The sequence below is a fragment of the Pseudoalteromonas sp. L1 genome, from assembly GCF_021728095.1.
GTDB lineage: Bacteria > Pseudomonadota > Gammaproteobacteria > Enterobacterales > Alteromonadaceae > Pseudoalteromonas.
Window position 1 is genome coordinate 952,958 of the sequence record NZ_JAKKCT010000001.1, and the last position, 11,898, is coordinate 964,855.

Annotated in this window: 13 protein-coding genes and 1 tRNA gene; 8 read left to right on the forward strand and 6 right to left on the reverse strand. The window is 39.7% G+C overall.

The window, feature by feature from the left end:
* Nucleotides 1-293 precede the first annotated feature (293 nt).
* Nucleotides 294-1,667 (forward strand): NADP-dependent phosphogluconate dehydrogenase, encoded by a 1,374-nt coding sequence (gene gndA, locus L3V38_RS04465; protein WP_062569150.1) that lies wholly within the window; start codon nucleotides 294-296, stop codon nucleotides 1,665-1,667.
* 59 nt (nucleotides 1,668-1,726) lie between these two features.
* Here the strand turns inward: gndA and ansA are convergent, their stop codons facing one another.
* Together ansA and sppA are read right to left on the reverse strand one after the other, a co-directional pair.
* Nucleotides 1,727-2,737 (reverse strand): asparaginase, encoded by a 1,011-nt coding sequence (ansA, locus tag L3V38_RS04470; RefSeq protein ID WP_054561413.1) that lies wholly within the window; start codon nucleotides 2,735-2,737, stop codon nucleotides 1,727-1,729.
* Nucleotides 2,738-2,795: 58 nt separating this feature from the next.
* Nucleotides 2,796-4,661 (reverse strand): signal peptide peptidase SppA, encoded by a 1,866-nt coding sequence (gene sppA / locus L3V38_RS04475; RefSeq protein ID WP_237118508.1) that lies wholly within the window; start codon nucleotides 4,659-4,661, stop codon nucleotides 2,796-2,798.
* Nucleotides 4,662-4,858: 197 nt separating this feature from the next.
* Here sppA and L3V38_RS04480 point away from each other — a divergent pair, with 197 nt between their 5' ends.
* The 7 genes from L3V38_RS04480 (at nucleotide 4,859) to L3V38_RS04510 (ending at nucleotide 10,081) form a co-directional block, all read left to right on the forward strand.
* The gene (locus L3V38_RS04480) at nucleotides 4,859-6,820 is read left to right on the forward strand and encodes an NADPH-dependent 2,4-dienoyl-CoA reductase (protein ID WP_237118509.1); all 1,962 of its coding nucleotides are present in this window, start codon (nucleotides 4,859-4,861) and stop codon (nucleotides 6,818-6,820) included.
* Between the two features lie 68 nt (nucleotides 6,821-6,888).
* Entirely contained in the window at nucleotides 6,889-7,587 is a 699-nt protein-coding gene (locus tag L3V38_RS04485) for a DoxX family protein (RefSeq protein WP_237118510.1), read from the forward strand.
* A gap of 72 nt (nucleotides 7,588-7,659) precedes the next feature.
* Entirely contained in the window at nucleotides 7,660-8,208 is a 549-nt protein-coding gene (locus tag L3V38_RS04490) for an NAD(P)H nitroreductase (protein ID WP_237118511.1), read from the forward strand.
* Nucleotides 8,209-8,405: 197 nt separating this feature from the next.
* Nucleotides 8,406-8,783, forward strand: a complete 378-nt coding sequence (locus L3V38_RS04495) for a hypothetical protein (RefSeq protein WP_130149938.1) — start codon at nucleotides 8,406-8,408, stop codon at nucleotides 8,781-8,783.
* Between the two features lie 67 nt (nucleotides 8,784-8,850).
* A tRNA-Ser gene (locus tag L3V38_RS04500) sits at nucleotides 8,851-8,941 on the forward strand.
* A gap of 51 nt (nucleotides 8,942-8,992) precedes the next feature.
* Entirely contained in the window at nucleotides 8,993-9,391 is a 399-nt protein-coding gene (locus L3V38_RS04505; RefSeq protein WP_237118512.1) for a hypothetical protein, read from the forward strand.
* Between the two features lie 72 nt (nucleotides 9,392-9,463).
* The gene (locus L3V38_RS04510; protein ID WP_130149936.1) at nucleotides 9,464-10,081 is read left to right on the forward strand and encodes an FKBP-type peptidyl-prolyl cis-trans isomerase; all 618 of its coding nucleotides are present in this window, start codon (nucleotides 9,464-9,466) and stop codon (nucleotides 10,079-10,081) included.
* Nucleotides 10,082-10,143: 62 nt separating this feature from the next.
* Here the strand turns inward: L3V38_RS04510 and fur are convergent, their stop codons facing one another.
* The 4 genes from fur to L3V38_RS04530 form a co-directional block, all read right to left on the reverse strand.
* Nucleotides 10,144-10,587: a ferric iron uptake transcriptional regulator gene (gene fur, locus L3V38_RS04515; RefSeq protein ID WP_062569142.1), complete on the reverse strand. Its 444-nt coding sequence runs from the start codon at nucleotides 10,585-10,587 to the stop codon at nucleotides 10,144-10,146.
* Nucleotides 10,588-10,776: 189 nt separating this feature from the next.
* Nucleotides 10,777-11,304 carry a flavodoxin FldA gene (gene fldA / locus L3V38_RS04520; protein ID WP_130149935.1) on the reverse strand — a complete coding sequence of 176 codons (528 nt, stop codon included), beginning with the start codon at nucleotides 11,302-11,304 and terminating at the stop codon, nucleotides 10,777-10,779.
* Nucleotides 11,305-11,318: 14 nt separating this feature from the next.
* Nucleotides 11,319-11,597, reverse strand: coding sequence for a LexA regulated protein (gene ybfE / locus L3V38_RS04525; protein ID WP_062569140.1), 279 nt, complete (start codon nucleotides 11,595-11,597; stop codon nucleotides 11,319-11,321).
* 2 nt (nucleotides 11,598-11,599) lie between these two features.
* Nucleotides 11,600-11,821, reverse strand: a complete 222-nt coding sequence (locus L3V38_RS04530) for a DUF2788 domain-containing protein (RefSeq protein ID WP_062569139.1) — start codon at nucleotides 11,819-11,821, stop codon at nucleotides 11,600-11,602.
* Nucleotides 11,822-11,898: the final 77 nt, after the last annotated feature.

Sequence of the window (11,898 nt, forward strand, 5' to 3'; positions counted from 1 at the left end):
CTTACGTATGAGAATCAGACTGTCTGTATTAAATTGTAATATACAAAGTAACAATGACGTTATTATGACACCGGTGTCAGGTAGCGTCAATACACATACCTTTTTAAAGGGTATTATAAAAATCTGGTCCGATGCCTGCGTTATTTTGATATACTGACCATAACGTCGCTTCATGATTTTGATGATTTATATCAACTTAGCTTACAAGCTCGCATTTTTGGGCTGCTTGGGTATAATGCGCGCGTAATTATTTTGATTAACTAACCAATAGTTGTTACCGAGGAGGACACTAAATGCAAGTTGCATTAGTAGGGTTAGGCGTTATGGGTAAAAATCTTGCCCTCAACCTGATTGAAAAAGGGCTGACATTAGTAGCTTATGATAAAAACCCTGATGCGGGTGCTGAGTTACTAAGCTGTGCGAAAACGCTTGGTTTGGCAGACCGTTTACACATAGTGTCTGATTTAAATGATATGGTTAGACGCTTAGAACCGCCTCGTTCAATCTTACTATTAGTTCCTGCTGGTGAATTGGTTGATAAAGTATGTACAGAGCTTGCAGAAGCAGGTGTTGACTGTGATGACATTATTGTAGATTGCGGCAACAGTAACTACAAAGACGGCATTAGCCGTAAACTTAAATATCAAAACAAATTTGAATTTGCCACTATGGGTATTTCTGGCGGCGCAGAAGGTGCGCGTCACGGTCCCGCTATGATGGCGAGTGGCTCAGAAGGCGGCTGGGAGCGTGTAGAGCCGTGGTTCGAAAAAGTAGCGGCAAGCTACAAAGGTGAGTCGTGTTTTGCACGTGTAGGCCAATCTGCAAGTGGTCACTTTGTAAAAATGGTTCACAACGGTATCGAATATGCGTTGATGCAATTAATTGCCGAAATGTACCAATTACTGCGTTTAGGCACCAATCGTTCACCGAAAGAAGTGGCTGATATTTTCAATGACTGGTCAGAAGGCACTTTAAATAGCTACTTACTGTCAATTTCAAGCCATATCTTAAGCCTTGAAACAACAGAAGGTGAGCCACTAGTCGATTTAATCGATAATAAGGTTGGCGCTAAAGGCACTGGCCTATGGACTGCACAAAATGCGCTAGAACTTGGCATTGCAGTGCCATCATTAGTGGCGGCTGTACAAGCTCGTCACTTAACAAATACTTGTGATACACATGCAGCGAAAGAAATGACTTACGCTGCCAAAGCAACTGACTCAGTTGATTTAGATTTGGATGAGTTAAAAGATGCATTCACACTGGCAAGTTTACTTGCTTATCGTCAAGGCTTAGCACTTATCAAAGGTGCGTCTCGTGCCCATCAGTGGAAAGTTGACCTTTCGAAAACGCTACAAACATGGCGCGCTGGTTGTATCATCCGTGCAGATTACTTAGATAATGTAGCTGAAGGTGTAGAGTTTATCGATTCTATGCAGCGTGAATCAGCAGCATTACGTAAAGTGACAGGCGCAGCAGTTGCATCTGGTCTTGCGTTCCCTGTGTTAACAGCAACACAAACTTACATTGCGACGTTAACAACACCAAGTAATGGTCACCTTGTTCAAGCACAACGTGACTACTTCGGTGAGCATGGTATTAAAACTCACAGTGGTGAGATTTGCCATTTAACAGACTTAGTTGAAATTGACGAAAAAGTTCGTTAATTATCAAAAGTATAAAAAAAGGCACCAATTGGTGCCTTTTTTGTATTCAATTGTATTGATTATCGGCTTAATTCACCACGCAGGTTGTCTTGCATCAAGTGACGAATTGTTTCTACTTCAAGCTTTTGACTAAATAAGTAGTGTAACTTGGTTAAACACGCTTCTAATGTCATATCGTAGCCACTGATCACACCACAATTTAATAAGGCATTACCTGTTGCATAACCCCCCATATTCACTTGACCTTTTAAGCACTGTGTTAGGTTAACAATCACCATACCGCGTTTACTAGCGTCATTTAGAATATCTAAAAACGCTGGATCTTGTGGGGCATTACCCACACCAAAGCTAAGTAAAACAAGTGCTTTGATGTCATCATTAACTAAGCTTTTTACCACTTTAGGGCTTATACCAGGGTATAGATAAAGCACACCAATTGGTTGTGGTGTAATATTCGATACCTGTAATTCGTTATCAACGTAAGGGCTAAGTTGCCCTTTGATAAGTTGAATATTAATTCCAGATAATGCTAAAGGTTCAAGGTTAGGTGAAGCAAACGCATCAAAACCATCGGCATGGGCTTTTGTTGCACGGTTACCACGGAACAGTTGGTTATTAAAAAACAGGCTTACTTCAGCAATTGGGTAATTAGCGGCTAAATACATTGCATTAAGTAAATTTACTTGGCCATCAGAACGAAGTTGCGAAAGTGGAATTTGCGAGCCCGTCACAATCACAGGTTTTGTTAGATTTTCGAACATGAAAGACAAGGCAGAAGCTGTGTAGGCCATGGTATCGGTACCATGCAAAACTACAAAGCCATCATAATCTTGGTATTTACTTTTAATATCGTCAGCAATGAGTTGCCAGTGGGCAGGGGACATATCTGAAGAATCAATGAGCGGGCAATATTCGTGAATATCAAACAAAGGCATTTCATCGCGATTAAACTCTGCATTATTAACCACTGTTTCGGTTAAAAAACCTTCTGCCGGAACATAACCGCGACTTGATTTTTTCATCCCGATTGTGCCGCCCGTGTAGGCGATATATATACGTTTACGTTTCATAAAAAAGCCCAGTAAAATAACTGGGCTTAGTATACCTAAAATTGCTTAGCGAAGTAAGTTATTGAATTACGTTACATACTAAACAACGAGCGTAAACACCTTGTGGATCGTTGTAATCTTTTAGGTTATCAATTTCACTACTTAACTGATTAATAAGGCTTTGTAAGTTAGCTTGCGTTGCCAGTACTGATTGTGATGAGTCAGACTTAGCAAAGAAGCTTTTAACAGCTGCTGTACCAAAGATATCTTGCAGCATTTGCTCTTGAGGAGTTAAAGACTGTTTAATAGTTTTAACATCGTAATGAGCCAGCTTAGCAAGTTCAGCCGCTGCTTTTATAGCATCTTGCTTATCACCTAGTTTATCGACTAAACCAAGTTCTTTTGCTTGGGTCGCAATCCATACACGGCCTTGTGCTATTTCATTAACTTGTTCTGGTGTCATGTTACGTGCTTCAGCTACTACATTTAAGAAGCGTTGATAAGCATCCTCTACACTCAATTGAATGATATCGGCCATTTTCTCATCAAGTGGGCGAGCAATCGAAAAGCCAGCAAGATCGGTCGTTGCCACACCATCTGAATAAATACCTAACTCAGCCATGGTATTTTCAAACGTCATGAAAGTACCGAACACACCGATTGACCCCGTAATTGTGCTAGGGGCAGCCCAAATCTCGTTAGCGGCAGATGCAATCCAGTAACCACCTGATGCTGCCACTGAGCTCATTGAAGCGATAACTGGTTTGCCAGCAGCTTTAAGCGCTAAGACTTCGGCGCGAATAACTTCAGATGCGAACATACTTCCGCCACCTGAATCAATACGAAGCACAACGGCTTTTACTTTGTCATCAAGGCGCGCTTCACGAAGTAGGGCGGCGGTAGAGTCGCCTCCAATCTCACCTGCTTTGCGTTCACCGTCTACGATGGTTCCTTTAGCTACGACAACAGCTACTTTTTCAGTGATTGGGTTATCAAATTCAATAGGTGGCTTCACAAGCGATAAATACTCACGGAAGCTAACCTGTTTAAAGGTTTTGCCTGTTTCTTCAGTACCAACTACATCTATTAATTGTTGACGAATTTGTTGTGACGTTTTCAGAGAGTCAACCCATTGGTTGTTAAGTGCATATTGACCTGAGTTACCATTAACGGCTTGCATTTTAGCAAGGTATACATCCATATCTTCATCGAAATTGCTTTCATCGAATGGACGGCTTGCAGCGACGTCTGTTTTATACTCGTTCCAAAGTGCGGTTAGCCACACATTGTTTGCCTCTTTTGCAGCCTCAGACATGTCGTTACGAATGAATGGTTCAACGGCTGACTTATAAGTGCCTACACGGAAAATATGCTGTGTTACTTTAAGCTTCTCAAGTGCATCTTTGAAATAAAGTGGGAACATGCCATAGCCTTCAATACTTACACCGCCGTAAGGGTGCATTGACACCTCGTTAGCATGAGCAGCGATATAATATTGTGCTTGTGTGTAGTAATAGCCCATTGCAACAACTTGCTTACCCGCTTCTTTAAATGCATCAATAGCGTTTGTTATTTGCTTTAACTTATTGATATGTGCACTTGGCATTTTTTGTAGATCAAGCAGCATAACTGAGATACGATCATCTTTGGTTGCTTGATTAATAACTTCAATGACATCATCAAGTAGAATTTCTGATGGTGCTTCTTGCCCCATAGTTGCATCGTTGATAGCTGCTTCAACAGGGTCAACATAGGTTTTCTCTTCAACAATTGGTCCATTTAGGTTTAGACGTAATACAGTGCCATCGGCCACTTTTACTTTGTCTTCTTCACTAGATATAGCAACAATAAATAGTATTACTAGTAGTAAAAAAATAATGTTGAGAACCAATCGGCGTGAGAAGTTAATCCCTGCCCAAATGCCTTTAAATATCTTTGCTAGCAAAATAAATCCTTAATTCAGTACAACTTAGTAGTTAACTCATCTTAGCTCAGAATAATCTTAAAATTAACTGTTAAATAGTAACAGAGTGTTTAAATCAACAAATTGCTACAGATTATTAGATGCTAAAAGTTGATTATTTACAGTTATTGCAGCAGAATCTAATTATTATAGAGGTTAGACCAGTTAACGGGGCACACATGTTAGAACAAAAATTACAATTACCGCATACTGAACTTCGTAATCGTTTGGTTATGGGATCAATGCATACAGGACTTGAAGAAGGCTGGCATAACCGTAAACGCTTACGTGCATTTTATGAAGCAAGGGCGAAAGGGGGCACAGGTTTAATTATTACCGGCGGGTATAGCCCAAATATACGTGGTAAACTAACCCCATTTGCTTCAACGTTTAGCTCTTATTATGATGTGATTAAACACCGTGCTTATACAGAGGCTGTGCATGAGCAAGGTGGAAAAATCTGCTTGCAGTTATTGCATGCTGGACGGTATGCCTATCATCCATTTAACCAAGCGCCAAGTGCAATTAAAGCACCTATCAATCCTTATAAACCTAAAGCAATGTCACTAGGTTCAATTAAAAAGACCATCAAAGATTTTGCGAACTCAGCAAAGCTTGCTGAAAAAGCTGGCTATGATGGTGTTGAAATCATGGGCTCAGAAGGTTATCTGATCAATGAGTTTATGGCTAATCACACAAATAAACGTACCGATAGCTATGGCGGTAGTTTAGAAAATCGCATGCGTTTGGCTGTTGAGATTGTTAAAGCTGTTAGAGCAAAAGTAACTAAGAAATTTATTATTGTTTTTCGCCTATCAGTCATGGATCTGATCCCTAATGGTTCAACGCCTGATGAAGTCAAGCAACAAGCTATTGCACTTGAACAGGCTGGAGTAGACATATTCAATACTGGAATTGGTTGGCATGAAGCGCGTGTTCCAACTATTGCCAGTATGGTTCCGCCTGGTGCATTTAAAGAAGCTTCGAAAAGGTTAAAAGACACTGTGTCAGTACCTGTTGTGGCTGTAAACCGTATTAATACTCCTGAAATTGCCAATAGCATTTTAGAGGCAGGTGAGTCAGATCTCATTTCTATGGCTCGCCCGCTTTTGGCTGATCCTGAGTTATTTAATAAATACATTAATAATAAGTCTGAACAAATTAATGTTTGCATTGGTTGTAACCAAGGCTGTTTAGATCATGTATTTAAAAATAAACGGGCGACATGTTTGGTCAATCCACAAGCGGCGTTTGAATTAGACTATAGTTTAGAAAAAGCATCGTCTTCACGTTTAGTGCTAGTTGTGGGAGCAGGGCCTGCTGGTCTTGCTGCGAGTTGTTATCTTGCACAAAAAGGCCATAAAGTTACACTCATTGAGCGCAAAGAGAAAATGGGTGGTCAATTCAATCTGGCTATGCAAATACCGGGTAAAGAAGATTTTAATCATACCCTTAACTACTTCACTAACGAATTAACGCGTCTTAATGTTGATCTAAAACTTGGTACTGAATTTACAGATAATATGCTTAATCAATACGATGACGTTGTGTTTGCAACGGGCGTACGTCCACGTGAAGCGAAAATCGAATGCAGTGATGGTAAACGCGTATTCGCTTATGATGAAGTGATCCGAGGTGAAGTAGAGCTCGGCGAAAAAATTGCTATATTGGGTGCTGGTGGCATTGGTTTTGATATGGTGGCATTTTTAAGTGAACACAAAGGTCAAACTATTGAGCAATTTAAAACCCAGTGGGGAATAGAGTGTGAAGCCAAGCCAGACAAAGATACACGTAAGCTTTATATGCTTAAGCGAAGTGAAGGACGCTTTGGTAGCGACTTAGGTAAAACGACAGGCTGGATACATCGCCAAGTTGCTAAACAACATGGTGTAACACAAATAGCAGAATGTCAGTACTTAAGCTTTGATAAGCAGGGTTTGAAGATCACAGTCAAAGGCGAGGAGAAAGTGTTAGATGTTGATACAGTCATAGCATGTATCGGTCAAGTGTCTAACAATGAAACGTTTGCAAATGATAAAGAAAATGCGAAAGTTCACGTTATTGGTGGGGCAAAGTTAGCGGCAGCCATTGATGCTAAGCGTGCAATTTTTGAAGCGTTACAGGTAGCTAGAAAAATCTAATTGAAATAAACGCCAGCTATACGTGGTCTTAGTCTATACTAATTATTAGTCTTATAACTGAGGCCACAATGTTGAATACTTTACTAAAATCATATGATCAATCCTTAAATAAACTCCGTATTTTTGACGGTGTACCTGCGCTTCTTATCAGATTTATCTTAGCTCCGGTTATGATAATAGCCGGCTTCAATAAGCTTGCACTGAGTGGTGATGTTTCTCATTTTTATCAATACTTTTTGGCGTCCGAAGATATCATCGCATGGTTTGGAAATGAAGAGTGGGGCCTTGGTTTACCTTTTCCTGCACTGTTAGCTTTTCTAGCCGCATGGACAGAGTTTTTGGGCGGAATACTATTGTTTTTTGGGTTTTTAACTCGACTTGTGACTATACCACTAATGATTACCATGTTAGTAGCCGCAACGACTGTTCATAGTGAACATGGCTGGTTTGCTGTTACTCCAACAGATGCGAGTACAAGCCCTGCGCGTGTTTTAAGCTGGGTAAATATCCCAGGTGCACAAGAAAGCTTAGACAATTCAGCGCAAGCCTCAGAAAGATTAACTAAAATGCGCGATTTATTAGAAACACATGGCCATACCGGTTATCTATACGAAACAGGTCGACCAGTGATTTTAAATAATGGTATAGAATTCTCAGCCATTTATTTTGTTATGCTTTTGAGCCTATTCTTTATGGGGGGCGGAAGATATTTGAGTATTGATTACTGGTTAGCTACAAAGCGAACTAATGGCTTTATTGATAACTAGAATAAGTGTTAAGCTTAAATTTTATAGCCCCTATTAATTAGGGGCTTCGTATTATGTATTTACGGATTTAAAATGGACGCTTTAACGCTATTACAAACTCGACAGTCTGATCCAAGGCTTGTTGCACCAGGCCCTTCACAAGAGCAATTATCAATTATTAAGCGCGCAGCACTGAAAGTGCCTGATCATGGTTGCATAGCACCGTGGCGATTTATTGTTGCACAAGGCGAGGCCCTACATAAGTTAGGTGAAATTTATCACCAAGCAGCAGTTGCTGAGCAGCAAGATGCAAGAACCATTGAACGAGCAAAATCTCTACCATTACGTGCACCCATGGTAATAATTGCAATTGCTAATGTTGTTGATAATCCAAAAGTACCGCGTATTGAGCAAGTACAAAGTGCTGGATGCAGCGTACTAACAATGCAACAAGCTGCTTTTGCGCAAGGACTAGGTGGGATTTGGAGAACGGGTTATTTTGCGCAAAGTCCTTTCGTGAAATTTGCTTTAGGGTGTAAAGAGGAGGATGAAATCGTCGGATTCTTATATCTAGGAACACCAGAAGTGGACTGCAAAAAGCCGGTAAGACACGAGCCATCACGATTTTTTGAAAATTTATAATTATTTTTGAACTTTCTTGTACTTTAATAGTCAGATCTGATTAAGCTTGCTTATGTTACTTTTTTCAAGTTTATCTTTGCTGTAAGAAGCGCTTGGACGCAAAACTAAAAAATCTTCTTCGGTATGTTTTTTAATCGGTTGTTTTTTGATAATGTAATGGAAGTCTCAGAAAAATAACGATAAAGAAGACGAGAAAAATGGGAAACTTATTTTTACGTGAAAAAGAAAATTGGTTCGCTTGGTCATTATGGGGATTAATTGGCGCTATTATTACGTTTTTTGTTGCAATGTCGACTAAAGCTCCCCAATTCTTAGGATTGTCGGCCGTTGGGGTGTTATTTCTACTCACATGGTGGATGCAAAGTACAAAACGGTTTGATTTTGGGCGTGCATTTAAAATATGTTGCTACGTTCTGACATTTACAAGCTTACCTGCTTTTTTACTTGTTATCGTTCCAAGCGACAACTTTAATCGCATCGATGTTGTTGTTCAAGCAGCTGCCTTTGCACTTATAAGCGTGTTAATTTGCTTGATCTGCTCATGGATAGCAAGACGGCCCAAGCAATATTATTAACTTTATTGAATATTTTAAAAATAAACCTTTACAAAAAACTCAGTAAACACTATTATGCGCGCCGTACGGAGAGATGGCAGAGTGGTCGAATGCACCGGTCTTGAAAACCGGCAGGGGTTTGTAGCCCCTCTAGGGTTCAAATCCCTATCTCTCCACCATTATTTAAAAAACCGCCTAACTGGCGGTTTTTTGCTTTCTGGAGATAAATAATGCCGACAAGCGAACCTTCAAAACTACAACGTATTATCAAACATGTGTTGCTGTGGTCAGTTTTTTCCTATTTTTATCATAGTGGTGTAACTGTTCTTGTTGCAATGGCGCATGATGCTAAGCCAGAACACAGTCTATTAACTGCCATTGCATATGGTATAGGTTTCAATACGCTTGTAGCTCATTTGATTGGTAAATATGATAAACATTGGCCAATTATTGCTGCGTCATATATCGCACTTGGCGGGTTACTTGTTGTGCCTTTGGTTCTTACAGGCACGGCAGGGTTGATGAATGTGTACTTTATTCCAGTAATGGTTATAAGCTTACCAATCGCTACCTTTATCGTTGAGAAAATAAAGCAACGAATTAGTTTAAACACTGACCAAACGCAGTAAAACTAGGCGATATTCAGTGTTTTTTTATGTTAGTATGGCTTTGTCTTTTAACTAATAAACGTGAATTTAAACATGTCAGATATTTTTACAACAGATGCTGAAAAAGCAAGTTATGGTATTGGTTTACAAATGGGTGAACAATTAAAAGCGAATCCATTTGAAGGTTTAAACCTTAACTCTGTATTTGAAGGTATGAAAGACGCGTATGCCGGTAGTGATTTCCAAGTCGAAATTCCTGCAATTCAAGCTGCTTTTGAAAAAATCAATGCTGAAATTCAAGCGCGTCGTGAAGAAGAAGCTAAAGTACTTGCTGCTGAAGGTGTTGCTTTCTTAGAAGAAAATGCAAAGCGCCCAGAGATCACTGTAACTGAATCAGGTCTACAGTACGAAGTTCTTACAGCAGGTGAGGGTGAAAAACCAACAGCTGATTCTACTATTCGTGCTCATTACCACGGTACACTCATTAACGGTACAGTATTCGACAGCTCATATGAGCGTGGTCAACCTGCTGAGTTCCCAGTAAGTGGTGTTATCAAAGGCTGGACAGAAGCTGTGCAAATGATGGGTACAGGTTCAAAGTGGCGCCTATATGTACCACATGAACTTGCTTACGGTGAGCGCGGTGCGGGTGCTGCAATCGCACCTTTCTCAACGTTAATCTTCGACGTTGAGTTATTAGAAATTATCTAATTGGTTTCTAATAGACATAAAAAACCTGCTAACTGCAGGTTTTTTTATGTCTGATACAAATATTAACTATTTGATTCAGCGTATTCTTTACACTTTTCAGTGTCAACGCATTCACCGTATAAGTATAGTGAGTGGTTAGTTAGCTTAATGCCATTTTCTTCAGCAATTTCAACTTGACGACGTTCAATAAGATCATCCTCAAATTCTACAACCTTTCCACACTTCAAGCATACAAGGTGGTCATGATGTGTACTTCCTGATAGTTCGAATACCGACTTTCCACCTTCAAAGTGGTGGCGAGATACGATACCAGCATCATCAAATTGGTTAAGAACACGATAGACAGTTGCAAGACCAATCTCTTCGCCTTTGTCTAATAAAATTTTATAGACATCTTCAGCGCTGATGTGTTGATTGTCTGGAGATTGCAGAATCTCTAAAATTTTAATACGTGGCAGTGTTACTTTTAACCCTGCTTTTTTTAATTCCAAGTTGTGATCAGTCATTCAATCTGTCTCAATTTATTTAGTTATACTAGGCATCATTAAGATGCACACGACACATTAGCAACTAGTAGAATAACGTGCCTAGTTACTAAGTGCAAAGAACAATTCGTTTAATTGCCGATTTTTCAAACAAAAGTGAATTGGTTGTGCATCTTTACAGCAGCTAGTAAATGCGAGTAATACTTGTTATTAATCAGCAAGTTCCGCTAAACACATTTCGTCATGAATCTGAGCACACCAGTCTTTAACACGCTTTTCTGTAAGATCTGGTTGACGGTCTTCATCAATACCTAAGCCGACAAAATGGTTGTCATCTACAAGTGCTTTTGATGCTTCGAAGTCATAACCTTCAGTTGACCAATTACCAACAACGATTGCACCGCGCTCTGTTACGATATCATTTACCATACCCATAGCGTCTAAGAAGTACTCTGCATAATCTTCTTGGTCACCACAACCAAATATCGCGACTAATTTTCCTTCGAAGTCGATTTCTTCTAATTCAGGGAAAAAATCATCCCAATCGCACTGCGCTTCACCGTAGTACCATGTAGGGATACCAAATAATAGCAAATCGAATTCAGCAATCTCTTCTTTAGAGCTTTTCGCAATGTCATGAACAGCGACAAGTTTCTTACCTAGCTCTTTTTGGATCATTTTAGCTACGTGTTCAGTATTGCCTGTATCGCTTCCGAAAAAAATACCTACGCTTGACATGGATTTAAAACCTTCTATCTATCAATAGCCAATCTTTCTTGTAAAATTGTTTCAATCAACGCGCTACGGCTAATATTCTGCGCATCTGCCATATCGCTTAATGCTTGATATAACTGTGATGAAACCTTAAATTCTACACGCTTTAAACCACGTGCTTTGTCTCGTTTTATTTGATTACGTTTATTCACTTTTAATTGCATATCGCGAGGTAGGGGGTTTGTTTTAGGCCTACCAGGGCGTTTTTCGTATTCAAATAAATCGGGTGTTGTTCTATCTAGTTCTGACTTTGCCATGTCTAGCCTACACCTGCGCCTTGCCAAAACACTTGTATAAGTCCTTTAGCTATAAACCCAGAGCAACCTAAAAACAGCACTAACCAAACGATGTATCGGCCAAATTTTGGTACATCACCTTTTTTAAGGACGTCTTGAATTGCCATTCCAATAAAAAAGAAAATGCCGGCTAAGCCAAAATACAACCCTAAGGTATCAAATTCGTTAATTAACTGACTGACCATCAACGTATAAACCTTCAAATTAAACGGCGCGTACTATAGCACACAAAATCATAATAATTTAGTGGGCTAGATCAAAA

Excerpts from the sequence above, each read along its gene's own strand:
- gndA (WP_062569150.1), top strand. The coding sequence starts at position 294 with ATGCAAGTTGCATTAGTAGGGTTAGGCGTTATGGGTAAAAATCTTGCC.
- ansA (WP_054561413.1), bottom strand. The coding sequence starts at position 2,737 with ATGAAACGTAAACGTATATATATCGCCTACACGGGCGGCACAATCGGG.
- L3V38_RS04480 (WP_237118509.1), top strand. The coding sequence starts at position 4,859 with ATGTTAGAACAAAAATTACAATTACCGCATACTGAACTTCGTAATCGT.
- L3V38_RS04485 (WP_237118510.1), top strand. The coding sequence starts at position 6,889 with ATGTTGAATACTTTACTAAAATCATATGATCAATCCTTAAATAAACTC.
- L3V38_RS04490 (WP_237118511.1), top strand. The coding sequence starts at position 7,660 with ATGGACGCTTTAACGCTATTACAAACTCGACAGTCTGATCCAAGGCTT.
- L3V38_RS04495 (WP_130149938.1), top strand. The coding sequence starts at position 8,406 with ATGGGAAACTTATTTTTACGTGAAAAAGAAAATTGGTTCGCTTGGTCA.
- L3V38_RS04505 (WP_237118512.1), top strand. The coding sequence starts at position 8,993 with ATGCCGACAAGCGAACCTTCAAAACTACAACGTATTATCAAACATGTG.
- L3V38_RS04510 (WP_130149936.1), top strand. The coding sequence starts at position 9,464 with ATGTCAGATATTTTTACAACAGATGCTGAAAAAGCAAGTTATGGTATT.
- fur (WP_062569142.1), bottom strand. The coding sequence starts at position 10,587 with ATGACTGATCACAACTTGGAATTAAAAAAAGCAGGGTTAAAAGTAACA.
- fldA (WP_130149935.1), bottom strand. The coding sequence starts at position 11,304 with ATGTCAAGCGTAGGTATTTTTTTCGGAAGCGATACAGGCAATACTGAA.
- ybfE (WP_062569140.1), bottom strand. The coding sequence starts at position 11,597 with ATGGCAAAGTCAGAACTAGATAGAACAACACCCGATTTATTTGAATAC.
- L3V38_RS04530 (WP_062569139.1), bottom strand. The coding sequence starts at position 11,821 with ATGGTCAGTCAGTTAATTAACGAATTTGATACCTTAGGGTTGTATTTT.